Source organism: Cellulomonas sp. P24, from assembly GCF_024704385.1.
Taxonomy (GTDB): Bacteria; Actinomycetota; Actinomycetes; order Actinomycetales; family Cellulomonadaceae; genus JAJDFX01.
Genome location: NZ_JAJDFX010000002.1, coordinates 501662 through 526158, shown reverse-complemented (window position 1 = coordinate 526158; position 24497 = coordinate 501662). Strand labels below are relative to the sequence as shown.

The 24497-nt window shown below is 72.0% G+C and carries 21 protein-coding genes; 14 read left to right on the top strand and 7 right to left on the bottom strand.

The annotated features are described in order from the left end of the window. Positions 1–47 precede the first annotated feature (47 nt). Together LJB74_RS02540 and gabT are read right to left on the bottom strand one after the other, a co-directional pair. Positions 48–1439 carry a transaminase gene (locus LJB74_RS02540; protein WP_259307055.1) on the bottom strand — a complete coding sequence of 464 codons (1392 nt, stop codon included), beginning with the start codon at positions 1437–1439 and terminating at the stop codon, positions 48–50. Then, positions 1436–2800 (bottom strand): 4-aminobutyrate--2-oxoglutarate transaminase, encoded by a 1365-nt coding sequence (gene gabT, locus LJB74_RS02535; RefSeq protein WP_259307054.1) that lies wholly within the window; start codon positions 2798–2800, stop codon positions 1436–1438. Before gabT ends, LJB74_RS02540 begins: the two co-directional genes overlap by 4 nt. A 228-nt stretch (positions 2801–3028) precedes the next feature. Between gabT and LJB74_RS02530 the strand changes: the two genes are divergently transcribed. The 4 genes from LJB74_RS02530 to LJB74_RS02515 all read left to right on the top strand — a co-directional run bounded on the left by LJB74_RS02530 (position 3029) and on the right by LJB74_RS02515 (position 8447). Continuing rightward, positions 3029–4342, top strand: coding sequence for an RIP metalloprotease (locus LJB74_RS02530; protein WP_259307053.1), 1314 nt, complete (start codon positions 3029–3031; stop codon positions 4340–4342). A gap of 131 nt (positions 4343–4473) precedes the next feature. Continuing rightward, positions 4474–5604 carry a flavodoxin-dependent (E)-4-hydroxy-3-methylbut-2-enyl-diphosphate synthase gene (gene ispG, locus LJB74_RS02525; protein ID WP_396125210.1) on the top strand — a complete coding sequence of 377 codons (1131 nt, stop codon included), beginning with the start codon at positions 4474–4476 and terminating at the stop codon, positions 5602–5604. Positions 5605–5686: 82 nt separating this feature from the next. Next, positions 5687–6604: a DUF4081 domain-containing GNAT family N-acetyltransferase gene (locus LJB74_RS02520; protein ID WP_259307051.1), complete on the top strand. Its 918-nt coding sequence runs from the start codon at positions 5687–5689 to the stop codon at positions 6602–6604. Positions 6605–6650: 46 nt separating this feature from the next. Further along, entirely contained in the window at positions 6651–8447 is a 1797-nt protein-coding gene (locus LJB74_RS02515) for a proline--tRNA ligase (RefSeq protein ID WP_259307050.1), read from the top strand. Between the two features lie 116 nt (positions 8448–8563). On the opposite strand, the gene LJB74_RS02510 is transcribed toward LJB74_RS02515, so the two are convergent. Then, a complete protein-coding gene (locus LJB74_RS02510; protein WP_259307049.1) occupies positions 8564–9772 on the bottom strand; it encodes a ferritin-like domain-containing protein in 1209 nt (402 codons plus the stop codon). 127 nt (positions 9773–9899) lie between these two features. Here LJB74_RS02510 and rimP point away from each other — a divergent pair, with 127 nt between their 5' ends. The 6 genes from rimP to truB all read left to right on the top strand — a co-directional run bounded on the left by rimP (position 9900) and on the right by truB (position 16381). Continuing rightward, positions 9900–10457 carry a ribosome maturation factor RimP gene (gene rimP, locus LJB74_RS02505; protein ID WP_259307048.1) on the top strand — a complete coding sequence of 186 codons (558 nt, stop codon included), beginning with the start codon at positions 9900–9902 and terminating at the stop codon, positions 10455–10457. 1 nt (position 10458) lies between these two features. Continuing rightward, on the top strand, positions 10459–11481 hold the full coding sequence (nusA, locus tag LJB74_RS02500; RefSeq protein ID WP_259307047.1) for a transcription termination factor NusA: 1023 nt from the start codon (positions 10459–10461) through the stop codon (positions 11479–11481). Further along, a complete protein-coding gene (locus LJB74_RS02495; protein ID WP_310650792.1) occupies positions 11478–11945 on the top strand; it encodes a YlxR family protein in 468 nt (155 codons plus the stop codon). The genes nusA and LJB74_RS02495 overlap by 4 nt, the downstream gene beginning before the upstream one ends. Positions 11946–12016: 71 nt before the next feature. Further along, the gene (infB, locus tag LJB74_RS02490; RefSeq protein WP_259307045.1) at positions 12017–14854 is read left to right on the top strand and encodes a translation initiation factor IF-2; all 2838 of its coding nucleotides are present in this window, start codon (positions 12017–12019) and stop codon (positions 14852–14854) included. A 127-nt stretch (positions 14855–14981) separates the two neighbouring features. Then, positions 14982–15446, top strand: coding sequence for a 30S ribosome-binding factor RbfA (gene rbfA / locus LJB74_RS02485; protein ID WP_259307044.1), 465 nt, complete (start codon positions 14982–14984; stop codon positions 15444–15446). Then, positions 15443–16381, top strand: coding sequence for a tRNA pseudouridine(55) synthase TruB (gene truB / locus LJB74_RS02480; protein WP_259307043.1), 939 nt, complete (start codon positions 15443–15445; stop codon positions 16379–16381). Before rbfA ends, truB begins: the two co-directional genes overlap by 4 nt. Positions 16382–16385: 4 nt before the next feature. Here truB and LJB74_RS02475 read toward each other — a convergent pair whose 3' ends face one another. Continuing rightward, positions 16386–16916, bottom strand: coding sequence for an NUDIX hydrolase (locus LJB74_RS02475; protein WP_259307042.1), 531 nt, complete (start codon positions 16914–16916; stop codon positions 16386–16388). 218 nt (positions 16917–17134) lie between these two features. Between LJB74_RS02475 and LJB74_RS02470 the strand changes: the two genes are divergently transcribed. The 4 genes from LJB74_RS02470 (at position 17135) to LJB74_RS02455 (ending at position 22369) form a co-directional block, all read left to right on the top strand. Beyond that, positions 17135–18109: a bifunctional riboflavin kinase/FAD synthetase gene (locus LJB74_RS02470; RefSeq protein ID WP_259307041.1), complete on the top strand. Its 975-nt coding sequence runs from the start codon at positions 17135–17137 to the stop codon at positions 18107–18109. Positions 18110–18346: 237 nt separating this feature from the next. Further along, positions 18347–18616 carry a 30S ribosomal protein S15 gene (gene rpsO / locus LJB74_RS02465; RefSeq protein ID WP_259307040.1) on the top strand — a complete coding sequence of 90 codons (270 nt, stop codon included), beginning with the start codon at positions 18347–18349 and terminating at the stop codon, positions 18614–18616. Positions 18617–18822: 206 nt separating this feature from the next. Further along, positions 18823–21039, top strand: coding sequence for a polyribonucleotide nucleotidyltransferase (locus tag LJB74_RS02460; RefSeq protein WP_259307039.1), 2217 nt, complete (start codon positions 18823–18825; stop codon positions 21037–21039). 1 nt (position 21040) lies between these two features. After that, positions 21041–22369 (top strand): pitrilysin family protein, encoded by a 1329-nt coding sequence (locus LJB74_RS02455; RefSeq protein ID WP_259307038.1) that lies wholly within the window; start codon positions 21041–21043, stop codon positions 22367–22369. A gap of 44 nt (positions 22370–22413) precedes the next feature. Here LJB74_RS02455 and LJB74_RS02450 read toward each other — a convergent pair whose 3' ends face one another. The 3 genes from LJB74_RS02450 to LJB74_RS02440 all read right to left on the bottom strand — a co-directional run bounded on the left by LJB74_RS02450 (position 22414) and on the right by LJB74_RS02440 (position 24445). Beyond that, entirely contained in the window at positions 22414–23361 is a 948-nt protein-coding gene (locus LJB74_RS02450) for a hypothetical protein (RefSeq protein WP_259307037.1), read from the bottom strand. Positions 23362–23461: 100 nt separating this feature from the next. Next, entirely contained in the window at positions 23462–23719 is a 258-nt protein-coding gene (locus tag LJB74_RS02445; RefSeq protein WP_259307036.1) for a hypothetical protein, read from the bottom strand. 30 nt (positions 23720–23749) lie between these two features. After that, positions 23750–24445: a hypothetical protein gene (locus LJB74_RS02440; protein WP_259307035.1), complete on the bottom strand. Its 696-nt coding sequence runs from the start codon at positions 24443–24445 to the stop codon at positions 23750–23752. Positions 24446–24497: the final 52 nt, after the last annotated feature.

The window sequence follows — 24497 nt, the reverse complement described above, 5'->3', positions numbered from 1 at the left end:
CCCGCTGGTTCTGACAGCGGTCACGAGCCCGCTGGTTCTGACAGCGGTCACGAGCCCGCGAGGACGTCGGCCGCCTCGGCGAACGCCGCGGTGTGCGCGTCCACGTCGGCGTCGGTGGTCGCGGGGCTCATCAGCGCCATGTTGTGGAACGGCGTCAGCAGCACCCGCCGGTTGAGCGCCTGCAGGTGGAGGTACTGCTGGAGGGGGAAGTCGTCGGCGGCGGCCGCCTCGGCACCGTCGCGGGGCTCCTGCGCCGAGAACGCGTACTCGGCGCGTGCCCCCAGCCGGGTGACGTGCCACGGCAGGGAGTGCCGGTCGATCACCGACCGGACACCGTCGGCCCAGCGGTCCGCGCGTGCCGTCATCGCCGGGAACACGTCGTCGGTGAGCACCTCGGTGAGCGTGGCGCGCATCGCGGCGAGCGACAGGGCGTTGCCCGCGAGCGTCCCACCGACCCCGCCGACGTCGATGTCCTCGAGGGCGAGGCTCGCCGCGATCCGGTCGGCGAGGTCGGCGGTCGTCCCGAGGGCCGCCGCCGGAACGCCACCACCGATGGTCTTGCCGACGACCACGGCATCGGGGTCCAGGCCCCAGGCGCGGGTGCACCCGCCCGGACCGGCGCACAAGGTGTGGGTCTCGTCGACGATCAGCACGGCGCCGGTGGTTCGGGTCAGGCGGCGGACGGCGTCCAGGTAGCCCGGTTCCGGGAGGACGATGCCGATGTTGGTCATGGCCGGTTCGAGCAGCACGGCGGCGACGTCCCCGGCGGCCAGGGCGGCGGCCAGAGCCTCGACGTCGTTGAAGGGGACGACGCGGGTCGTCTCGCTCGGTGGCACGGGTGCACCGATCGTGCCGCGACGGGGGACGACGTGACGCGTGCCGGTCGCGTCCGGTTCGCTGAGGGTCGCGAAGCTCTCGTCGACCGAGCCGTGGTAGCAGTAGTCGACGACCACGACCTTCGGTCGGCCGGTGACCTGCCGCGCGTAGCGGAGCAGGTGGCGGTTGGCGTCGGTGGCCGAGAGCGTGAACTGCCAGCTCGTCACCGACGACGGCGCCGCGCCGAAGCGGCGGGTGAGCTCGGCTGCGACGACAGCGGCGTCGGCGGTGGGGAGCATCGCCGTCAGCCCGATCGCGGCCTGCTTCCGGATGGCCGCGACCGTCGGTGCGGGGGAGTGCCCGCACATGGCCCCGGTGTCGCCGAGGCAGAGGTCGACGTGCTCGATGCCGTCCGCGCACACGAAGTGCGCGCCGGTGGCCTCGGTGACGTGCAACGGGAAGGGCCCGGGCCACTTCTCCATCCAGAGCATCGGGACCCCACCGGGCATGTGGGCGCGTCCGGCCTCGGCGAGCGCGGCGCACCGGGGGTGGTCGACCACCAGCCGGTCGGTCTCGGCGCGGTACGCCGCGTCCACGCGAGCGCGGTCGACGCCCGTGCTCACCGGACGACCGACATCAGGGCGCTCTCGAGCACGTCGAGGGCGTCGTCCAGCAGCTCGGGCGGGATGACGAGGGGCGGCAGCAGCCGGATGACGTTCCCGTAGGTGCCGCAGGTGAGCACGAGTACGCCCTGCGCGGCGCACTCGCGCGCCACCCGTCCTGCCTCGGCGGCGTCCGGCTCGAGGGTCCCGGGTCGTACCAGCTCGATCGCGATCATCGCCCCCCGACCGCGGACCTCGGCGATCTGCGGCGCGCGCTCGGCGATCGACCGCAGGCGCGGGACCACCTGCGCCTCGATCGCACGCGCGGCGCCGGCGAGGTCGGCGCTCTCGTACGCCTCGAACGTGGCGAGGGCGGCGGCGCAGGCGACGGGGTTCCCGCCGAACGTGCCGCCGAGGCCGCCGGTGTGGACGGCGTCCATGAGGTCGGCGCGGCCGGTGACCGCCGCGAGCGGCAGACCGCCACCGATCCCCTTGGCGAGCGTGATGAGGTCCGGGACCACGCCTTCGTCCTCGCACGCGAACATGGTTCCGGTGCGCGCGAACCCGGTCTGGATCTCGTCGGCGACGAAGACGACACCGTTCGCGGTGCACCAGGCGGAGAGCGCCGGCAGGAAGCCGCGCGCCGGGACGATGAACCCGCCCTCGCCGAGGATCGGCTCGATGACGACAGCGGCGACCTGGTCCGCCCCGATCTGCTTCTCGATCATCGAGATCGTGCGGGCGGCCGCCTGCTCCCCGGTGATCGGCGCGGCCTCGCGCAGCGGGTAGGAGACCGGCGCCCGGTACACCTCGCCGGCGAACGGGCCGAACCCGGACTTGTACGGCATCGCCTTCGCCGTCATCGCCATCGTGAGGTTCGTGCGGCCGTGGTAGGCGTGGTCGAAGACGACGACCGCGGGCCGTCCGGTCGCCGAGCGGGCGATCTTGACGGCGTTCTCGACGGCCTCGGCGCCCGAGTTCACCAGGACGGAGCGCTTCGCGTGGGTGCCGGGAGTGAGGCGGGCGAGCTGCTCGCACACCGCGATGTACTCCTCGTACGGCCCGACCATGAAGCACGTGTGGGTGAAGTCCTGCGCCTGTCGGGCGACCGCGGCGACGACGGCGGGCGCGGCGTTGCCCACCGAGGTGACGGCGATCCCGGCGCCGAGGTCGATGAACGAGTTGCCGTCGACGTCCTGGATCACGCCGCCACCGGCGCGTTCGACGTACACCGGCAGGCTGGAGGAGACACCGGCGGCGACGGACGTCGCGCGACGCGCGGCGAGCTCGGCGGACCGGGGGCCGGGTATCGGTGTCACGAGCTGCCGGCGCTGCGGCAGGTCTGCGGGGATCAGGGAGCTCAGCGCGGATTCCGGCGTCATGGGGTGACTGTAATGCGGATTGCGCCGGATGTGGAGACGTCATCGACGATATTCGTCGCGCTGAAGAGAGCGTCGAGGCAGCCCGAACCGGTCGCGCGATCACGCCCGGCGACGCGCTGGGACAATTCTCAGGGCAGCAGGGGATGATGGTGTGCGGACCGGGGCCGCCGCCCTGCGCGACCTGGCGGCTCGACGCACGGTGGGACGACGGGCACGCGAGGAGCGGGAATGGCATACGCGATCGGCGTACTGGTGATGATCGTCGGGCTGCTGCTCTCGATCGCCCTGCACGAGGTGGGTCACATGGTGCCCGCCAAGAAGTTCGGCGTGCGCGTGAGCCAGTACATGGTGGGATTCGGCCCGACGCTCTGGTCCCGCACCAAGGGGGAGACCGAGTACGGGGTCAAGGCGATCCCGCTCGGCGGTTACGTGCGGCTCATCGGGATGTACCCACCGGCCGAGGCGGTCGGGAACCCCGAGGCGAAGGGCGCCATCGGGCGGATGGTCGAGCAGGCTCGGCAGGCCAGCGCCGAGGAGATCCGTCCCGGCGAGGACGCGCGCGCGTTCTACCGGCTCTCGGCGCCCAAGAAGCTCGTCGTGATGCTCGGCGGCCCGACGATGAACCTCGCCATCGCCGTGGTCCTGTTCACGATCGTGCTCGCCGGGTTCGGGCTCCCGGAGAGCACCACCACGCTCTCCCAGGTGTCTCAGTGCGTCCTCCCCGCCGATGCTCCCGCACGTGCCTGCACGTCGTCGGACCAGGTCGCCCCTGCTGCCGAGGCGGGCCTTCGGGCCGGTGACACGGTGGTCAGCTACGACGGTGTCGAGGTGTCGTCGTGGAGCCAGCTGCAGGGACTGATCCAGCACTCCGGCGGCCGCTCCGTCCCTGTCGTCGTCAAGCGCGACGGTCAGCGGATCACCACCACGCTCACCCCGATCGAGGCCCAGCGTCCCCGGGTGGGTGCCGACGGCGCCGTCCTCACGGCCCCGGACGGCACCATGCTGACCTCCTCGGTCGGCTTCGCCGGTATCAGCCCGAGCACCGCCCTCGTCCCGCAGCCGCTGAGCAGCGTGCCGGCGTACGTCGGGAACGCGCTGGGGCAGACGTTCGCGGTCATCGGGACTCTCCCGGCGCGCGTGGTCGACGTGGCTCGTGCGGCCTTCGGCACCGCTCCGCGTGACACCACCAGCGTGATCGGAGTGGTCGGCATCGGCAGGTTCGCCGGGGAGATCGCCTCGGAGAACGTGAGCGGCTACGACCTCGGCGCGCGGATCCGCGACATGCTCGGCCTGATCGCGGGCCTCAACCTCGCCCTGTTCGCGTTCAACATGATCCCGCTCCTCCCGCTCGACGGCGGTCACGTCCTCGGTGCGCTCTGGGAGGGCGCTCGGCGGCAGCTCGCCCGGGTGCGGGGGCTTCCGCGACCGCGGCCCGTCGACATCGCCCGGATGACGCCGATCGCCTACGGCGTGTTCGTCCTTCTCGCCGGCATGGGTGTGCTGCTGATCTATGCGGACATCGTGCGCCCGGTGAACCTCTGAGGATCACCTCGACCGCTGGTGGCTGTCGGGTGTCCGCTGAGTGAGGACATCGTGACGTCCACGGCCCGACGAGGGGCGACCCCGGTGCCGGGGGGATAATGGCGCGTGTGAGCCCATCGATCAGTCTCGGAATGCCGGAGGCCCCTGCCCCGGTGCTGTCAGCACGTCGCCCGACCCGCAAGATCAAGGTCGGCAAGGTCGAGGTCGGCGGCGACGCCCCGGTGAGCGTCCAGTCGATGTGCACGACCCCGACGTCGGACGTCAACGCCACCCTGCAGCAGATCGCCGAGCTGACGGCGGCCGGGTGCGACATCGTGCGTGTCGCCGTCCCGACCCAGGACGACGCCGAGGCGCTCCCGGCGATCGCACGCAAGTCGCAGATCCCGGTGATCGCCGACATCCACTTCCAGCCCAAGTACGTGTTCGCGGCGATCGACGCGGGGTGCGCGGCCGTCCGGGTGAACCCGGGCAACATCCGGAAGTTCGACGACCAGGTCAAGCAGATCGCCCAGGCGGCGGCCGACGCCGGCGTGTCGATCCGCATCGGCGTCAACGCCGGCTCGCTGGACCCGCGCCTGCTGGCCAAGTACGGCAAGGCGACGCCCGAGGCGCTCGTCGAGTCGGCCGTCTGGGAGGCGTCGCTCTTCGAGGAGCACGACTTCCACGACTTCAAGATCTCGGTCAAGCACAACGACCCCGTCGTCATGGTGCGCGCCTACGAGCTGCTCTCCGCACGCGGGGACTGGCCCCTGCACCTCGGGGTCACCGAGGCGGGACCGGCGTTCCAGGGCACGATCAAGTCCGCGACCGCGTTCGGTGCGCTGCTCAGCCAGGGCATCGGGGACACGATCCGGGTCTCGCTGTCGGCACCGCCGGTCGAGGAGGTCAAGGTCGGCATCCAGATCCTCCAGTCGCTCAACCTCCGGCCGCGGAAGCTCGAGATCGTCTCGTGCCCGTCGTGCGGGCGCGCGCAGGTCGACGTGTACTCGCTCGCCGAGCGGGTGACCGCCGGCCTCGAGGGGCTCGACGTCCCGCTGCGCGTGGCCGTCATGGGCTGCGTCGTCAACGGACCGGGTGAGGCACGGGAGGCCGACCTCGGCGTGGCGTCGGGGAACGGCAAGGGACAGATCTTCGTCAAGGGGGTCGTCGTCAAGACCGTCCCGGAGGCGCAGATCGTGGAGACGCTGATCGAGGAAGCCATGCGACTCGCGGAGTCGATGACCCCGGTCGAGGACGGCGCCCCGGTCGTCACCGTCAGCTGAGACCCGCGAGGACGTCCGGCATCGGCGACCCGATCGGCGCTGCGCCCGTGCCGGGGACAGCACTGTCCGGCACAATCGGCTCATGGCACGGTGGCGCATGACGCCTCTCGCGGACGGGGTCGCTCCGGCCCGGGTCCTGCAGGAGTCGGACCTGCCGTCGGCTCTCCGGCTGTGCGCGCTCGACCCGGTCGGTTCCGTGCTGGCGGCGACGCGCGTCGAGTCGGCGGTCGCCCGGGGGCTCTGGAGCGTCGGCGGTCTGTTCTGGGGGTTCTTCCGTGAGGAACGGTTGACCGCGTTCTGCTGGGTCGGTGCGAACCTGTCGCCGGTCGTGCCCGGCGCGGATCCCGAGGCCCTCGATGCGTTCGCGAGCCTCGCCCTCGCGCACGGGCGCCGCTGCTCCTCGATCGTCGGCGACGCCGAGGTCGTGCTGGGGCTCTGGAGCAGGCTCGCGCGCGGGTGGTCTCGGCCGCGCGAGATCCGCGCGGACCAGCCGTCGCTCATGATCGACCACGCACCGCTCGTCGCCCCGGACCCCCGGGTCGTCCGGTCGTCACCGGCCGACTTCGGACTGCTCCTTCCCGCGTGCGTCGCGATGTTCGAGGAAGAGGTGGGGTACTCGCCGGTCTCAGGACCCGGTGGGCCGTACGAGTCGCGGGTGCGGACGCTCGTCGGCACCGGGATGTCGTACTCGAGGATCGACGACCTTCCCCCCACGCCGACCGGCCGCAACGGTCGGGCCCCTCGGCGGGAGGTCGTCTTCAAGGCGGAGATCGGCGCGGTGGCGGGCGGCGTCGCCCAGATCCAGGGCGTCTGGGTACCGCCCCGTCACCGTGGGAATCGCCTGTCCGAGTCCGGGATGGCGGCGGTGGTCCTCGCGACCCGGCACGACGTGGCCCCGGTCGTCTCGCTCTACGTCAACAGCTACAACGTGCGCGCGATCGCGGCGTACCGGGCCGTGGGCTTCCGGCAGGTCGGGACCTTCGCGACCGTGCTCTTCTGACGACGGCGGACCGGGGCAGGTGCTGCGCCCCAGTAGGCTGATCCCCATGCTGCTGCGGATGTCGACCCTGTTCGTGCGGACCCTGCGGGAGGACCCGGTCGATGCCGAGGTCGCGAGCCATCGCCTGCTCGTGCGGGCCGGCTACATCCGGCGCGCGGCGCCGGGGATCTACACGTGGTTGCCGCTCGGGCTGCGGGTGCTCGGCAAGATCGAGCAGGTCGTCCGCGACGAGATGGCGGCCGCCGGTGCGCAGGAGGTCCACTTCCCGGCGCTGCTCCCGCGCGAGCCCTACGAGGCCACCGGACGGTGGACCGAGTACGGCCCGAACATCTTCCGACTCAAGGACCGCCGTGAGGCGGACTACCTCCTGGCGCCGACGCACGAGGAGGTCTTCACCCTCCTCGTCAAGGACCTCTACTCGTCGTACAAGGACCTTCCCCTCGCGCTGTACCAGATCCAGACCAAGTACCGCGACGAGGCGCGTCCGCGCGCGGGGCTGATCCGTGGTCGCGAGTTCATCATGAAGGACGCCTACTCCTTCGACGTCGACGACGCCGGGCTGGACGCCTCGTACGAACGTCAGCGGCAGGCGTACCAGCGGATCTTCGACCGGCTCGGTCTCGAGTACGTGATCGTCGCGGCGACCTCCGGGGCGATGGGCGGCTCGCGGAGCGAGGAGTTCCTGACCCCGACGGCGATCGGTGAGGACACGTTCGTGCGGTCGCCCGGCGGCTACGCGGCGAACGTCGAGGCCGTGACCACGCCCGTGCCGCCGTCGATCCCGTTCGACGGGTTGCCTGCCGCGCACGTGGAGGACACCCCCGACACCCCGACGATCGCCTCGCTGGTGGCCCTCGCCAACGAACGCGTCCCGCGGTCCGACCGTGAGTGGACTGCGGCCGACACCCTCAAGAACGTCGTGCTGGCGCTCACGCAGCCGACGGGCGAGCGCGAGCTGCTCGTCGTCGGGCTCCCGGGGGACCGGGAGGTCGACCTCAAGCGGCTCGAGGCGTCCGTGGCCCCTGCCGAGGTCGAGACCGCGACGGAGGCCGACTTCGCCGCCCACCCGGAGCTCGTCAAGGGCTACATCGGCCCGCGCGTCCTCGGACCGAACGCCGGGCAGCCGGCCGAGACCCGCACGGCGGTGCGCTACCTCCTCGACCCACGGGTCGTCCCGGGCACGCGGTGGATCACCGGCGCCGACCAGCCCGGGCGCCACGTGTTCGACCTCGTGGCCGGGCGCGACTTCGTCGCCGACGGCACGATCGAGGCCGCGGAGGTCCGGGCCGGCGACCCCGCGCCCGACGGCTCGGGGCCTCTCGAGCTCGCACGGGGGATCGAGATCGGTCACATCTTCGCCCTCGGTCGCAAGTACGCCCAGGCTCTCGGGCTGACGGTGCTGGACCAGAACGGCAAGGCCGTGGTCGTCACCATGGGTTCCTACGGGATCGGGATCTCACGTGCCCTCGCCGCGCTCGCCGAGGCGAACCACGACGACGCCGGGTTGGCCTGGCCGGCGCACGTGGCCCCGGCGCACGTGCACGTCGTCGCGACCGGGAAGGACCCGGCAGTGTTCGCGGCAGCCGAGTCGCTCGCGACCGCGCTGTCCGACCGAGGCGTCGAGGTCCTCTACGACGACCGGCCCCGGGTGTCCCCCGGGGTGAAGTTCGCCGATGCCGAGCTCCTCGGTGTCCCTCTCGTGGTGGTCGTCGGACGGGGGCTCGCCGAGGGCGTGGTCGAGGTGCGTCCCCGCGTCGGAGGGCAGGCGGAGCAGGTCCCGGTCGAGGAGGCCGCGGACCACGTCGCACGCGTGGTCGGCACGCTTCTCGCGCCCCTCGGGTGATCACCGGCTCCTGACGCCGGGCGCCATGCCTGCGCCACGATCGCCGCGGCCCGGGTGTGGTCGAGGCACGGGCGGCTCGAGGCCCTGACAGGTCGAGGCTGCTGCCCCCGTGCTCCTCAGCCGTTCGACACAGGCGCGCCGAACCCGGGCAGAGCAGTGGCGGCGGCACCCCATGCGACGGCTGCCGACCACGCGTCGTCGGCGCGTTCGAGGAGTGCGCCTCGTCCTCCGTCCGGGGGAGAGGCCGATGGCCCGTCGGTCGAGCTCGGCGTCCCCCCGGCCGGGTCCGGCACGGGGCTGGTCGGAACCGGCACGGGGGTCGTCTCGGCCCCCGGTGATCCCGTCGTGGCTCCCGAGGCCGTGGTGGTGCTCGGCTCCGGTGCCGATGCACCGACCGAGGCGAGCATCGTCGTGTACGCCGTGGTGAGTGCCGTCTCGACCGTCGCGACGAGGGTGCCTGCCGTCGCCGCGTCGTGGAGGTCGCTCGGGAGCGAGTAGGCGACCCGGCGGGGATCGGCTCCGGTCGAGGCGATCCCCGCGTGCACGGCCCAGGCCCGCGCACGCGCGCGGTGCTCCTCGGCTCGCGTGAGGAGCTCCGCCCGGGCGGGTCCGTCGATCCAGGCGGCAGCGACCTCCTCGGCGAACCCCGCCTGATCCTCCGCGAGCACGATCTGCGTGACCTCGGAGCGGGGAGGCGAGACGCCTGCGGGGACGTCGGTCGACGCGGCGCTCGTCGGTGCGGTGGCCGTGCCGGCGCCCGGGCCGGGAAGCCCTGCTGCTGCGGCAAGCGCTCGCGCGTCCTGCAGACGCGACAGCGTGAGCGAGGCGAGGAGTCGCGCGAGGTCGCCGTCGCTCACCGAGACCGCGGAGTCGCGGCTCCGCGACGCGGCGGTCTCCAGGCGGTCGAGCACCTCGCGGACGCCGTGCCGGGCGGGTGTCGCGGTCGGGGCCGCCGTCGGCTCGCCCAGGCCCGAGACGTAGACCCCGCCGAGCTCGGTCACGTGCGTCGTCGCTGAGTTCGCGACACGCGACAGGACCGCGGTGACGGCCGGGTCGGTGCCGGGGCTCGCGGCGTCGGCGAGCGTCCGCAGCGCGATTGCGTCCGTGACGGCACCGGCCCTCGCACGCTCGATCGCACCGGCGACCGGCACCGTCGGTGCGGGGGTCTCCAGCCGCAGCTCGCACCCTGACAGCGCCAGGGTGGCGATCACCGCGACCGCGGCGAGCAGCGCCGGACTGCGCCACGCCCGGGCACGAGGACGACGCGGCAACCCGTCGCCGTGGTCGGGCGAGCGTGTAGAGGGGGGTGTGGGCGTCGTGGGCATCGCGGTGATCCTGCCATGGTCGGGGCGTGCGGGCGCGGAGCGCCGCCGTGACTCGTTAGGCTGGTGGCCGCACAACAACACAGGGTCGACACCACGGGTGAACCCTTGGAGCCGACAGGAGGCGAGCATGGCCGCGCCAGCACTCACCGCACGCGTGCGGGACGTCGTGGAACCGATCGCCGTCGCCGCGGGGCTGTACCTCGAGGACGTGGAGATCCACGGGACCGGGCCGCGGTCGACCGTCCGGATCGTGCTCGACCTCGAGGAGAGCGAGACCGGCGCCGTCGATCTCGAGAGGATCGCCGAGGCGTCACGTGACATCTCGGTCGCGCTCGACGCCGTCGCCGAGCTCGACAGCGAGTACACCCTCGAGGTCTCCAGCCCGGGCACCGCGCGTCCGTTGACCGAGCTCCGGCACTTCCGCCGTGCGCGCGGACGGCTCGTGACGCTCGCCCTCCACGACGGCCGGACGGTGACCGGACGCCTGACGCAGGTCGAACCGACCGCGCTGACCGTCGCGCCGGAGCCGGTCGCGGCGAAGAAGGGTGGACCGACCAGGGAGCAGCCGCCGGTGGACGTCCCGTTCGCCGTTGTCGCGCACGGTCGGGTCGAGGTCGAGCTGGCACGTGCGATGACGGTGGACCTCGGCCCCGAGGACGACGACGAGAGCGAGGACGAGGACTGACATGGACATCGACATGACGACGCTGCGCATGCTGGAGCGCGAGCGGGACATCGGTCTGGACGTGCTGGTCTCGGCGATCGAGCAGGCGCTCCTGTCCGCGTACCACCGGACCGCCGGCGCCCATCCTCAGGCGCGCGTCGAGGTGGACCGGAAGACGGGCCACGTGACCGTCTGGGCGCGTGAGACCGCCCCGGCGGGCGAGGGTGGCGAGCGCCCCGTCCCCGGTCCCGAGTTCGACGACACGCCGGACGGCTTCGGTCGGATCGCGACCTCGACCGCACGCCAGGTGATCATCCAGCGGCTTCGCGACGCCGAGGACATCCAGGTCCTCGGAGCCTTCCGTGGCAAGGAGGGCGAGCTCCTCAGCGGTGTCATCCAGCAGGGTCGGGACCCGCGCGTGGTACTCGTCGACGTCGGGGGCATCGAGGCCGTCCTCCCAGCGCACGAGCAGGTGCCCACCGAGAAGTACGTCCACGGCGAGCGCCTGCGCGCCTACGTCCTGGAGGTCGCCCGCGGTGCCAAGGGCCCGCAGATCACGCTGTCCCGCACGCACCCCCACCTGGTGCGCAAGCTCTTCGCGCTCGAGGTGCCGGAGATCGCCGACGGCACCGTCGAGATCACCGCGATCGCGCGCGAGGCCGGGCACCGGACGAAGATGGCGGTCCGCGCGAACGTCGCGGGCGTCAACGCGAAGGGTGCCTGCATCGGGCCGCTGGGTTCGCGTGTGCGCGCGGTCATGACGGAGCTGCACGGCGAGAAGATCGACATCGTGGACCACAGCGACGACCCGGCCGAGATGGTCGCGCACGCGCTCTCGCCCGCCCGGGTCCTCTCGGTCACGGTGGTGGACCCCGAGACCCGGTCGGCTCGCGTCGTCGTCCCCGACTACCAGCTGTCGCTCGCGATCGGCAAGGAGGGGCAGAACGCGCGTCTGGCCGCCAAGCTGACCGGCTGGCGGATCGACATCGTCTCCGACGCGCCGCCTGCGGCCGCCGCCGACGTTCGCGGTGAGGGAGACGGGTGAGGTCACGCCCGTCGGAGCGGGGCGCTAGACTGTCACCCGCTGGGCCTGCCGTCCGGCTCTCCTCGTGTGCGACGCCGGAACCCTATGTGGGCCCGGCGCGTACCTGTGTGGGGTGCCGAGGGGTTGGCCCGAGGTCCGCCCTGGTGCGGGTGGTCGCTCGACCGGATGGCGGGTCCGAGGAGTCCCTCGAGCTCGTGATCGACGTCGGGCGCCGCATGCCGGGCCGGGGAGCGTGGCTGCACCCCGATCCCCAGTGCCTCGAACTCGCGTTGCGCCGCAAGGCGTTCCCGCGTGCCCTGCGAGTCGCAGGGCGTCTCGGGGATGCTGCGTTGCGCGGTGGGTTCGCCCGGCACGTGGGGAAGATCGACAGCACCGGGTCCGTACCCGGGGCCGCACGACCGTCAGATGCCGACATGGGAAGCGGGTTGGAAGCCGATGGCTACCCGATGAGTACGCAGCGATGAGTACCCAGCGATGAGTACCCAGCACTAACGACGGTCCGACCCTCTCCTGGGCGGACCGAGACAGGAGAGATGTGGCCAAGGTCCGCGTCTACGAGCTCGCCAAAGAGCTCGGAGTGGAAAGCAAGACCATGATGGCGAAGCTGAACGAGCTCGGAGAGTTCGTTCGCTCGGCATCGTCGACGATCGAGCCGCCGGTGGTGCGCAAGCTGCGCGACCTCTACCCGGCGGGAAGCACGGCGACGCAGGCGAAGCCGGCCGCAAAGCCGGCTGCGGCTCGTCCCGCTGCCCCGAAGCCCCCTGCTGCCGAGGCAGCGCCCTCGACGCCTGCCGCACCGGCACCGGCCGAGGTGCAGGCGCCGCGACCGGCCGAGAGCGCACCGGAAGCGGCCGCCCCGGCGTCTGCGCCCGCCGCTCCGGCCGCCCCGGCCCCGAAGGAACCGGAGCGTCCAGCGGCATCGGCCCCGACGGCCTCCCGGCCGGGCCCGCGTCCCGCACCGGCAGCCCCGTCTGCGCCGACCGGAGCGTCCCGCGGCAGCGGTCCGCGCCGGGGGAACAACCCGTTCGCGACCTCCCAGGGCATGCCTCGCGGCGGCCAGGGTGCGTCGTCCGGTGGCGCACCCCGTCCTGGCGGTCCGCGGCCGGGGAACAACCCGTTCGCCCCGTCGCAGGGCATGCCGCGTCCCGGTGGCTCCCGTGAGGGCGCACCCGCCGCCGGTCCGTCCGGCACGGGGGAGCGCTCCGGCGGTCCGCGTCCTGGCGGTCCGCGCCCGAACCCCGGCATGATGCCCGGACGCAGCGCCGTCGGTCGCCCGGCTCCGGGTGGAGCCGGTCGTCCTGGTGGCGGCGGTCGCCCGGCTCCGGGTGGTGGGCGTCCCGGTGGCCCCGGTGGCGCCGGTGGCGGTGCACCGGCCGGTGGGTTTGCCGGTCGTCCCGGTGGTGGCGGCGGTCGCCCCGGTGGCGCCGGTCGCGGCAGCACGCAGGGAGCGTTCGGTCGTGCCGGTGGTCGTCCCGTCCGTGGACGCAAGTCGAAGCGGGCGAAGCGCCAGGAGTTCGAGCAGATGCAGGCGCCGTCTCTCGGTGGCGTGCAGGTTCCGCGTGGCAACGGCAAGACCGTCGTGCGGCTGCGTCACGGCTCGTCGCTGAACGACTTCGCCGACAAGATCGACGCGAACCCGGCCAGCCTGGTCACGGTGCTGTTCCACCTCGGTGAGATGGCGACCGCGACGCAGTCGCTGGACGAGGACACGTTCGGCGCGCTTGCTGCCGAGCTCGGGTACGTCATCGAGATGGTCTCGGCCGAGGAGGAGGACCGCGAGCTGCTCGGGTCCTTCGACATCGACCTCGACGCCGAGCTCGCCGACGAGGAGGACGCCCAGCTCCTCCCGCGCCCACCGGTCGTCACGGTCATGGGTCACGTCGACCACGGCAAGACGAAGCTCCTCGACGCGATCCGCCAGACGGACGTCGTCGCGGGCGAGGCAGGTGGCATCACCCAGCACATCGGTGCCTACCAGGTGCGCCACGTGCACGAGGGCGTCGACCGTCCGCTGACCTTCATCGACACCCCGGGTCACGAGGCGTTCACCGCCATGCGTGCGCGTGGTGCGCAGGTCACGGACATCGCGATCCTCGTGGTCGCCGCCGACGACGGCGTCATGCCCCAGACGGTCGAGGCGCTCAACCACGCGCAGGCTGCCGGCGTACCGATCGTCGTCGCCGTGAACAAGGTGGACAAGGAGGGGGCCAACCCCGCCAAGATCCGTCAGCAGCTCACGGAGTACAACCTGGTGGCGGAGGAGTACGGCGGCGACACCATGTTCGTCGACGTCTCGGCCAAGCAGAACCAGGGCATCGACGACCTCCTCGAGGCGGTCCTCCTGACGGCGGATGCCGCGCTCGACCTGCGGGCGAACCCGAACAAGGACGCGCGTGGCGTGGCCATCGAGGCCAACCTCGACAAGGGGCGCGGCGCCGTGGCGACCGTCCTGGTCCAGTCCGGGACGCTGCACGTCGGCGACGCGATCGTCGCCGGGACGGCTCACGGCCGCGTCCGCGCGATGTTCGACGAGCACGGCGACACGGTCGAGTCGGCGGGTCCGGCCCGCCCGGTCATGGTCCTGGGCCTGGCGTCGGTGCCGCGAGCCGGTGACACCTTCCTGGTGGCACCGGACGAGCGGACCGCGCGCCAGATCGCCGAGAAGCGCGAGACGGCCGAGCGCGCCGCCCTCCTGGCGAAGCGTCGCAAGCGCATCAGCCTCGAGGACTTCACGCAGGCGCTCCAGCAGGGCAAGGTCGAGACCCTCAACCTGGTCCTCAAGGGCGACGTCTCGGGTGCCGTCGAGGCCCTCGAGGACGCGCTGCTCAAGATCGACGTCGGCGAGGAGGTCGACCTGCGGGTCATCCACCGCGGTGTCGGCGCGATCACGCAGAACGACGTCAACCTGGCGACGGTCGACAACGCGATCATCATCGGGTTCAACGTCAAGTACGCCGAGCGTGTCGAGGACCTGGCCGACCGCGAGGGTGTCGACGTCCGGTTCTACTCGGTCATCTACCAGGCGATCGACGATGTCGAGGCAGCTCTCAAGGGCATGCTCAAGCCCGAGTACGAGGAGGCCCAGCTCGGCACCGCGGAGGTGCGCGAGGTGTTCCGTTCCTCGAAGTTCGGCAACATCGCGGGTTCGCTGGTGCGGTCCGGAGAGATCCGGCGCAACGCCAAGGCGCGCGTCCTGCGCAACGGCACCGTCGTGGGGGACAACCTCACGGTCGAGTCGCTCAAGCGGTTCAAGGACGACGCCACCGAGGTGCGCGAGGGGTACGAGTGCGGTATCGGGCTCGGATCGTTCAACAACGTCGAGATCGGTGACGTGATCGAGACGTTCGAGATGCGGGAGAAGCCCCGCAGCTGACGGGTCGCACGTCGGTCGGTCGGTGCGGGGCACGTCCCCGCGCCGACCGACCGGCCGCCCCCTGAGGCGCCAGGCGCGTACGACCGATCTGCTGCCGAGCTGTTCGGGGCAAGAAGGCTGAGGAGACATGGCAGACCACCCACGGGCCCGCAAGCTCGCCGAGCGCATCCAGGTGATCGTCGCCCAGATGCTCGACACCCGTATCAAGGACCCCCGGCTCGGCTTCGTCACGGTGACGAGCGTCCGGGTCACCGGTGACCTCCAGCACGCCGACGTGTTCTACACGGTGCTCGGCGACGACGAGGCACGGACGGCGTCGGCTGCGGCACTGGAGAGCGCCAAGGGCCTGATCCGGTCCGAGGTCGGCAAGCAGACCGGCATCCGGCTGACCCCGACGCTCGAGTTCCACCCCGACGCGATCCCGGAGACGGCCGCGCACCTCGAGGCCGCGCTCCTGGAGGCGGCTCGACGGGATGCGGAGGTCGCCGCGCTCGCTGCGGCCGCGCGGTACGCGGGCGACCCGGATCCGTACCGCAAAGCCGCGGACGACGACCTGACAGCCGGCGACGAGGGCACCCCACAGCCCTCATGACCGGTGCACCGGCCTCACCTCGACGCCCCACGGCCCCCGACGGCGTGGTCGTGGTCGACAAGCCCGCCGGCCTGACGAGCCACGACGTCGTGGCGCGCATGAGGCGGATCGCGGGCACCCGCAAGGTCGGCCACGCCGGAACCCTCGACCCGATGGCGACGGGTGTCCTCGTGATCGGTATCGGGCGTGCGACCCGCCTGCTCACCTACGTGGTCGGCGCCGACAAGGAGTACACCGCGACGATCCGCCTCGGGGTCGCCACGACCACGGACGACGCCGAGGGCGAGGTGCTCGCCACTGTCGACGCGTCGGCGGTCACCCGCGAGGCGATCGCCGCGGAGGTCCTCGACCTGACGGGAGCCATCGAGCAGGTCCCGAGCTCGGTCAGTGCGATCAAGGTCGACGGGAAGCGGGCCTATGCCCGGGTGCGCGAGGGGGAGGACGTCCGACTCGCGGCGCGCCCCGTGACGGTCTTCCGCTTCGACGTGCACGAGATCCGTCCGGGGACGTCGGGGGACGTCGGCGTCGTCGACGTCGATGTCACGGTCGTGTGCTCGTCCGGCACCTACGTCCGGGCGCTCGCCCGGGACCTGGGCGCGGCACTCGGGGTCGGGGGGCACCTGACCGCCCTACGGCGCACCCGCGTCGGCGGGTACACGCTCGCGGGCGCGCGGACGCTCGAGGAGCTCGCCGACCTGGACATCGACGTCCCGCTCGAGGTCGTGGGCCTCGCCGATGCGGCGCGGGCCATCTTCCCCGTGCGTGACCTCAGCGCGGACGAGGCGGCCGCGCTCTCGTACGGCAAGAGGATCGCGCGGGGGTCCGTGCCGACGAACGGGCTCGTCGCGGGGATCTCTTCGGACGGGACGCTGATCGCCCTCCTCGAGGAACGCGCGACGCAGTCGGCACCGGTGCTGGTCTTCGCTCCGGCCTGACCGGTCAGTCGAGCTCCAGCAGGTAGCGGAGGATCCCGGTCACGGAGAGCCCGTCCCCGAGGCTGCCGTCGCGGACCAGGCGCCGGACCTCCTCCAGCGGGACCCAGGCGATCCGCTCGGACTCGCTGGGGTCGCTCGGCTCGCCGACGTACGTGGCGCCGTCAGCGACGAAGACGTGGAACGTCTGGTCCACCGAGCCGTTCGACGGGTGGTACGTCATGAGCGGGCGGACCTCGTCGACCCGCCACCCTGTCTCCTCGAGGACCTCGCGCGACGCCGCCTCGGCCGGGGTCTCGCCCGGGTCGACCCGGCCCGCCGGGACCTCCCAGCCCCACGAGTCGGTGATGAACCGGTGCCGCCAGAGCAGCAGGAGACCACGCTGCGGGTCGTGCACGACGGTGCCCGACGCATGGGCGGGGATCCGGACGACGTGGTGGTCGATCCGGCCGTGGCCCGGGACGTCGACGTCGACGAGGGTGAGCCGGACCCACGGGCTGTCGTACACGACGCGCTCGCCGAACGTCTGCCACTTCATGGAGCGACCTTACGGCGTGGTCGCGCCCGGCCCGGCGACCTCCCGGGTCCGACGTCAGCGCCGCCCGGGTCCTGGCCGAAGGGCGGGGTGGAACCCGGCCGTGACCACGCGTGGTGCGGCAGGAGGTCTGCGGCGTGGCAGGCTTGTCCACGCTGCCACCACTGCTGGCAGCGACGGCTCCGGGCCGTCCGTGGGTCGTGACCGTTCCAGGAGGGTACGTGCACCGTTGGACCGCCGTGACCGAGGTCCCCGCGGGATTCGGTCCGTCCGTCGTGACGATCGGCAACTTCGACGGGGTCCATCGTGGGCACGCCAGCGTGCTGAGCCGCATGGTGGCCGGTGCACGTGCGGCAGGGCTGCAGGCCGTCGCGGTCACCTTCACGCCCCACCCCGCGCAGGTGCACCGGCCCGAGTCCGCCCCGGAGCTCCTGACGGGTGACGCGGACCGGCTCGAGCTCCTGGAGGCCACCGGTCTCGACGCGGTGCTCATGCTCGAGTACACGCTCGACTTCGCCCGGCAGACGCCCGAGGAGTTCGTCCGGAGGTACCTGGTCGACGCCCTCGGCGCGCGGACCGTCGTCGTGGGGCGGGACGTCCGGTTCGGTCGACGCAACTCGGGCGACATCGCCACCATGGTCGACCTCGGTCGCTCGTACGGCTTCACGGTCGAGGTGGTCGAGGACGTCGCCCCCGAGTCCTCGCACCGACGGTGGTCCTCGACGTGGGTCCGGGAGCTGCTTGCGGCGGGGGACGCACCGGGGGCGGCACGGGTGCTCGGCCGGCCGCACCGGATGCGTGGCGTCGTCGTGCACGGGGATGCGCGTGGGCGCAGCCTGGGCTTCCCGACGGCGAACCTCTCGCGGGACGCGACGGGCATGGTGCCGGCGGACGGTGTCTACGCCGGCTGGCTCCGCCCGACCGACGGGCCCGGGTCGGCGGACGCCGGACCGCACGGATGGCCGGCGGCGATCTCGGTCGGGACCAACCCGACGTTCGACGGCGCGACCCGGCGGGTCGAGGCCTACGTGCTCGACCGTACCGATCTCGACCTGTACGACCGCGAGGTCGTCGTCGAGTTCGTGTCCCAGCTCCGCCCGACGCAGCGGTTCGACTCCGTGGAGGAGCTCGTCGAGCAGATGCGTCGCGACGTGGCGCGCGTGCACGAGGCGCTCGCGGGCGACCTCGTCGGGTGACTCCGCTCGCGGTCCGCGGGGGCGTGATCTGGCGGGGCGCGGTGCCCGTGAACGCTTCCGGCCCGGGCAGGACGCCTGCCGGACGGCAACCGGTCCGCTACTGGACGTGCGGCGGAGGAATTGGGTGGCAGGGCCCCGACTGCTAGCATCAGATCGCCGTCAGATCGGCCGCGGATCGAGAGCGCCCGGGTGGACATGCCCCGGAGCACCGCGCAACGAGTACACAACAGGAGAACCGTGCCCCTCGACAGTGTCACCAAGCAGGCCATCATCACCGAGTTCGCCACCCACGAGGGTGACACCGGTTCCCCCGAGGTCCAGATCGCGATGCTGACGCAGCGCATCAAGGACCTCACCGAGCACGGCAAGATCCACAAGCACGACCACCACAGCCGTCGTGGTCTGCTCCTTCTCGTCGGCCAGCGTCGTCGCCTCCTCGGATACCTCCAGAAGGTCGACATCAACCGTTACCGCAGCCTGATCGAGCGGCTCGGCCTGCGCCGATAGCTGCCTGAGACCAGCCCGGACCCGCTCGGGTCCGGGCTGGTCCCACGCCGGGCCCGGCGACGTCGCGGACCCGGCCGTACGACCGTGACACCACTCGCGCCCACCCGCTCGTCTGGTCCTCGGTAGTGGCGTCCGGAACCTCGTTCCGGGCACCTCGATCGAAGACCGTCGAGGTGAAGGGCGCCATCACCCAGAGGAGGGCACCCATGGAGGGTCCCGAGATCGAGTTCGCCGAAGCCATCATCGACAACGGGCGCTTCGGCACCCGTACCGTCCGGTTCGAGACCGGACGCATCGCCCGTCAGGCCGCCGGGTCCGCCGTCGCGTACCTCGACGGCGAGACCACGCTCCTTGCCGCGACCACCGCAGGCAAGCACCCGAAGGACCAGTTCGACTTCTTCCCGCTGACGATCGACGTCGAGGAGCGGAGCTACGCGGCCGGCAAGATCCCCGGCTCGTTCTTCCGCCGCGAAGGTCGCCCGTCCACCGAGGCGATCCTCGCGTGCCGGCTGGTCGACCGCCCGCTGCGCCCGCTGTTCGTCAAGGGGCTGCGCAACGAGGTGCAGGTCGTCATCACCGTCCTGACCATCCACCCGGACGACTCGTACGACGTGCTCGCGATCAACGCCGCGTCGATCTCGACGCAGCTCTCCGGGCTGCCGTTCTCCGGGCCGGTCGGCGGCGTGCGCATCGCGCTCATCGACGGGCAGTGGGTGGCCTTCCCGCGCTACTCCGAGCGCGCCCGCGCCACCTTCGACATGGTCGTCGCCGGTCGCATCGTCGGTGACGACGTCGCGATCGCGATGATCGAGGCCGAGGCCCCCGAGGGTGCCTGGAACCTCATCAAGCACGAGGGTGCCCAGGCGCCCACCGAGGAGATCGTCGCGGAGGGCCTCGAGGCCGCCAAGCCGTTCATCCGGGTCCTGTGCGAGGCGCAGGCCGACCTGGCCGCGCGTGCCGCCAAGCCGACCGCCGAGTTCCCGGTGTTCCCGGACTACCAGCCGGACGCCTACGAGGCGGTCGACGCCGCCGCGACGGGCCCGCTCGGCGAGGCGCTGACGATCGCGGACAAGCAGGACCGCGAGAACCGTCTCGACGAGATCAAGGCCGAGGTCATCGGCGCGCTCGCCGCCCAGTTCGAGGGCCGCGAGAAGGAGCTGTCGGCCGCGATCCGCGCCGTCACCAAGAAGCTCATCCGTCAGCGCATCCTCACCGACGGCTTCCGCATCGACGGTCGCGGGCTGCGGGACATCCGCACCCTGTCCGCCGAGGTCGAGGTCCTGCCGCGGGTGCACGGCTCGGCGCTGTTCGAGCGCGGCGAGACCCAGATCCTCGGGGTCACGACGCTCAACATGCTCCGCATGGAGCAGCAGCTCGACACGCTCTCCCCGGAGACGCGCAAGCGCTACATGCACAACTACAACTTCCCGCCGTACTCGACCGGTGAGACCGGTCGGGTCGGGTCGCCGAAGCGTCGCGAGATCGGCCACGGCGCTCTCGCCGAGCGTGCGCTGCTCCCGGTGCTCCCGACCCGCGAGGAGTTCCCCTACGCGATCCGTCAGGTCTCGGAGGCCCTCGGGTCGAACGGGTCGACCTCGATGGGCTCCGTCTGCGCCTCGACGCTGTCGCTGCTCAACGCTGGCGTCCCGCTCCGTGCGCCCGTCGCGGGCATCGCCATGGGCCTGGTCTCGGACACCGTGAACGGCGAGACGCGCTACGCGGCGCTCACCGACATCCTCGGTGCCGAGGACGCCTTCGGTGACATGGACTTCAAGGTCGCCGGGACGCGGGAGTTCGTCACCGCGATCCAGCTCGACACCAAGCTCGACGGGATCCCCGCGTCGGTGCTCGGCGGCGCGCTCACCCAGGCGAAGGAGGCCCGCCTGGCGATCCTCGACGTGATCAACGAGGCGATCGACACGCCGGACGAGATGTCCCCGTACGCCCCGCGCGTGATCTCGGTCCAGGTCCCGGTCGACAAGATCGGTGAGGTCATCGGCCCGAAGGGCAAGATGATCAACCAGATCCAGGCGGAGACCGGTGCCGACATCTCGATCGAGGACGACGGCACGGTCTACATCGGCGCCACCGACGGACCGTCGGCGGAGGCCGCGCGGGCCGCGATCAACGCGATCGCGAACCCGCACATGCCGGAGATCGGTGAGCGGTTCGTCGGCACCGTGGTGAAGACCACGACGTTCGGCGCGTTCGTCTCGCTGTCGCCGGGCAAGGACGGCCTTCTGCACATCTCGCAGATCCGTAAGCTCGTCGGCGGCAAGCGCGTCGACAACGTCGAGGACGTCCTGGCCGTCGGCCAGAAGGTCCAGGTCGAGATCGGCGAGATCGACCCGCGCGGCAAGCTGTCGCTGCACGCGGTCGTCGAGGACGAGAAGGACGCGACGCCGGCCGAGGCCGACGCCTGACGTGACGCTGCACCTTCCGCTCGTGGCCCCGGGTCAACCGGGCAGCGAGCTGACCGCCGGGCAGGACGGCGGCGCACTCGTGCGTCGCTCCGTCCTGCCCGGCGGTGTTCGCGTCCTCAGCGAGCACATGCCAGGGCTCCGCTCGGCGACCGTCGGCGCGTGGGTCGGTGTCGGGTCGCGCGACGAGAGCGACGGGCACCACGGCTCGACGCACTTCCTCGAGCACCTGCTGTTCAAGGGCACCGAGCGTCGCACCGCGATGGACATCGCCGAGGCCTTCGACGAGGTCGGCGGCGAGGCCAACGCGGTCACCGGCAAGGAGCACACCTGCTACTACGCCCGGGTGCTGGACACGGACCTGCCGATGGCCGTGGACGTCATCTCGGACATGGTGACCTCGGCCACCCTGGATCCCGCCGAGCTCGAGACCGAGCGCGGCGTGATCCTCGAAGAGCTCGCGATGAACGACGACGACCCGTCGGACGTCGTCCACGAGCAGTTCGCTGCGGCGGTCCTGGGCACCCACCCGCTCGGTCGGCCGATCGGTGGCACCCCCGACACGATCCGCGCGGTCCCGCGTGAGGCAGTGTGGGAGCACTACCGCGAGCACTACGACGCGCCGACCCTTGTGGTGACAGCCGCCGGAGGCGTCGACCACGACGAGCTGTGCGACCAGGTCCTCACGGCCCTCGGCACTGGCGGCTGGGACACGACGTCGGTGCAGGCGCCGGCGGTACGGCGTGGCCGTAGCTCGACGACCGGGATCCCGACCGAGGGCGTCGAGCTGACGATCCGGCGGACCACCGAGCAGGCCAACGTCATCATCGGGACCACCGGGCTGACGTCGACGGACCCGCGTCGCTTCACCCTGACCGTCCTCAACGCCGTCCTCGGCGGCGGGATGTCCTCCCGGCTCTTCCAGGAGATCCGCGAGAAGCGAGGTCTCGCGTACTCCACGTACTCGTTCGCCCAGGGGCACGCCGAGACCGGAGTGTTCGGGCTGTACGCCGGCTGCGCACCGGGCAAGGTGGACCAGGTGGTCGCCCTGCTGACCTCGGAGTGGGCGCGGCTCGCGGACGGCGGCATCACGCAGTCCGAGCTGACCCGGAGCGTCGGACAGCTGTCCGGCGGGCTCGTCCTGGGCCTCGAGGACACGGGTTCGCGGATGAGTCGGCTCGGGAAGGCCGAGCTGGTGCACGGCGAGCTGCTGACGGTCGAGGAGTCGCTCGAGCGGGTGGCGGCCGTGACTCTCGAGGACGTGCAGGAGCTCGCTGTCGAGCTCGCGGAACGACCTCGGTCACTGGTGCGGGTCGGCCCCTTCGGAGACTGACGGCCGCGAGTCGCTGCTGGCGCCGGGCGACGCACCCGGGGTCCTCATAGCGTCAGGCGATCGACGGCCGTGGCGAGAGGCCGCCGCGCCGCCGCGATCGACGCGGTGACGATCGTGAGAAGCGCGGCGCCCGCTTGGAGGGGGCTCTGTGACGTCAGGTCCTCACCGACGACCGCGGCAGTCGCGACGAGCACGAGGGTCGCGGTTCCGCGCGCGGTGCCGGACACCAGCCAGGCGACAGCCGTCGCAGTGGCGGCGAGAAGGACCTGCCGATCGGCGAGTGAGGTGAGAACGGTGCTCCGGTCTGACGCACCGGCCTGCCACTGGGCGAAGACGAGGGCTGTGATGCCGCCGATCCCGACGAGCACGCCGGCCCCGATCAGGCCCGAGGCCACGCGGGAGGACATGCGGGACGGCACCCGCGGGTCAGCGGACACGTCCGTGACCTCTCCGGAGGCCGCAATCCGCGAGCCTGCCCAGACTGCGGCGACGATCGCGATCAGGACGACGAGCGGTCCGAGGTAGGCCGCGGGGGCCGCAGAGTGCACCAGGGCGACGCCCGGGTCGGTGAAGCGGGCGTTCGAGTCCGGGAAGGTGACAGGCAAGACCGGACCGGGCCACCACCACATGGCCACGGCCGCGGGGAGAAGGAACCAGGCGATCACGGTCCAGGCGAGGAGCGTTCCGCCGACGAGCGCGAACGACCGTCGGGCGGCCTGGCCCGGGCGGCTGGCGAGCAGCCACGCGAGCAGGGCGAGGCCCGCGACGAGCGACCCGAATCCGACGGCGTGGTGCTGGTCGACCTCGGGCACGGCGTGGATGCCGGTCACCTGGGCGATGTGCCGGACCAGGTCGAGCTGCTCCCACCACAGGAGCGCCCATCCCGATGCCGTTCCGGCCGTTCCGGCAGCGAGGGCGACCAGCAACCCCGACCAGGTCCTCCTGCCCGGACCCGCGGTCCGGTGCTTCTTCGTCGTGACGGCTGTCGCCACCGCTGACCTCTCTGCAGGCATGGGCCTTCTATCGGCACCGGTCACGGAGGTGTTGACCTGCCGGGGTCAGGTGGCGAGAGCGGACAGCGTGGGACGAGCGTCATGTGTCTGCCGACGCACGGCGACCCCGGTGGTCCTCCAGCGTGAGGCGGTCGAGCGTTGCCGCGAGCGGCCGCCGCGCCGACGCGACCGCTGTGGTCGCGATGCCCACGAGCGCGGCGGCGCCCGAGATTGGCGACCCCGCCACCAGGTCTCCGCCCAGGACGACGGCTGCCGCGATCGTCACGAGGATCGAGACCCCGCGTTGCGTGCCGGACACCAGCCACGCGACGCCGGACACGACAACGGCAAGGACCATCGGTCGACCGACGAGCGAGGCAAACGCCGCCTACTCCCACGCGCCCATCTCCCGCCCCGCGATGAGCAGCGCCGCCACACCGCTGATCCCGAGGAGAACCCCGGCGCCGACCAGACCCGAAGCGATGCGGACGGCCAGGCGAGATGGCCGCCGCGGACCACCGGACCCGTCTGTCACAGGCACGGACGGCCTGAACCGCGAACCGACCCACACGGCTCCGACGATCGCGACCAGGACGACGAGGGGCCCGAGATATGCCGCGGGAGCCGCAGAACGGACCAGCTGGCTCTGGTCGTCCAGCGCGACAGGCACCACTGGCCCCGGCCACCACACGGGTGCGGTGACGACGGTGAGGAACCACGCGACCACGGTCCAGGCGGCGAACGTTCCACCAGCGAGCGCGAGGGACTTCCGGGCGGGGACGTCGGGGCGACTTGCGAGCAGCCAGGTGAGCAGGGCGAGGCCGGCGACGAGTGTCCCGAAATCGACACCGTCGCTCGGTCTGACCCAGGGTTCGGGTTCGAAGCCGACGATCTCGGTGACGTGGCGAATCAGGTCGACCTGCTCCCACCGGAGCAGACCCCAACCGGCAGCAGCACCCATCCCTCCGGCCCCGAGAGCCACGAGCAGGCCGGAGCCGATCCAGGTGCTGCGCCGCGCGACCCGCCATCGGTGGATCGTGCCGGTCGTCGTCGGTGCCTCCTCTGGTGCCCCCTCTGTGCGCATGGCGCTCCTATCGGCATCGATCTTGATCGGGTTGACCGGTTAGGGTCGTGCT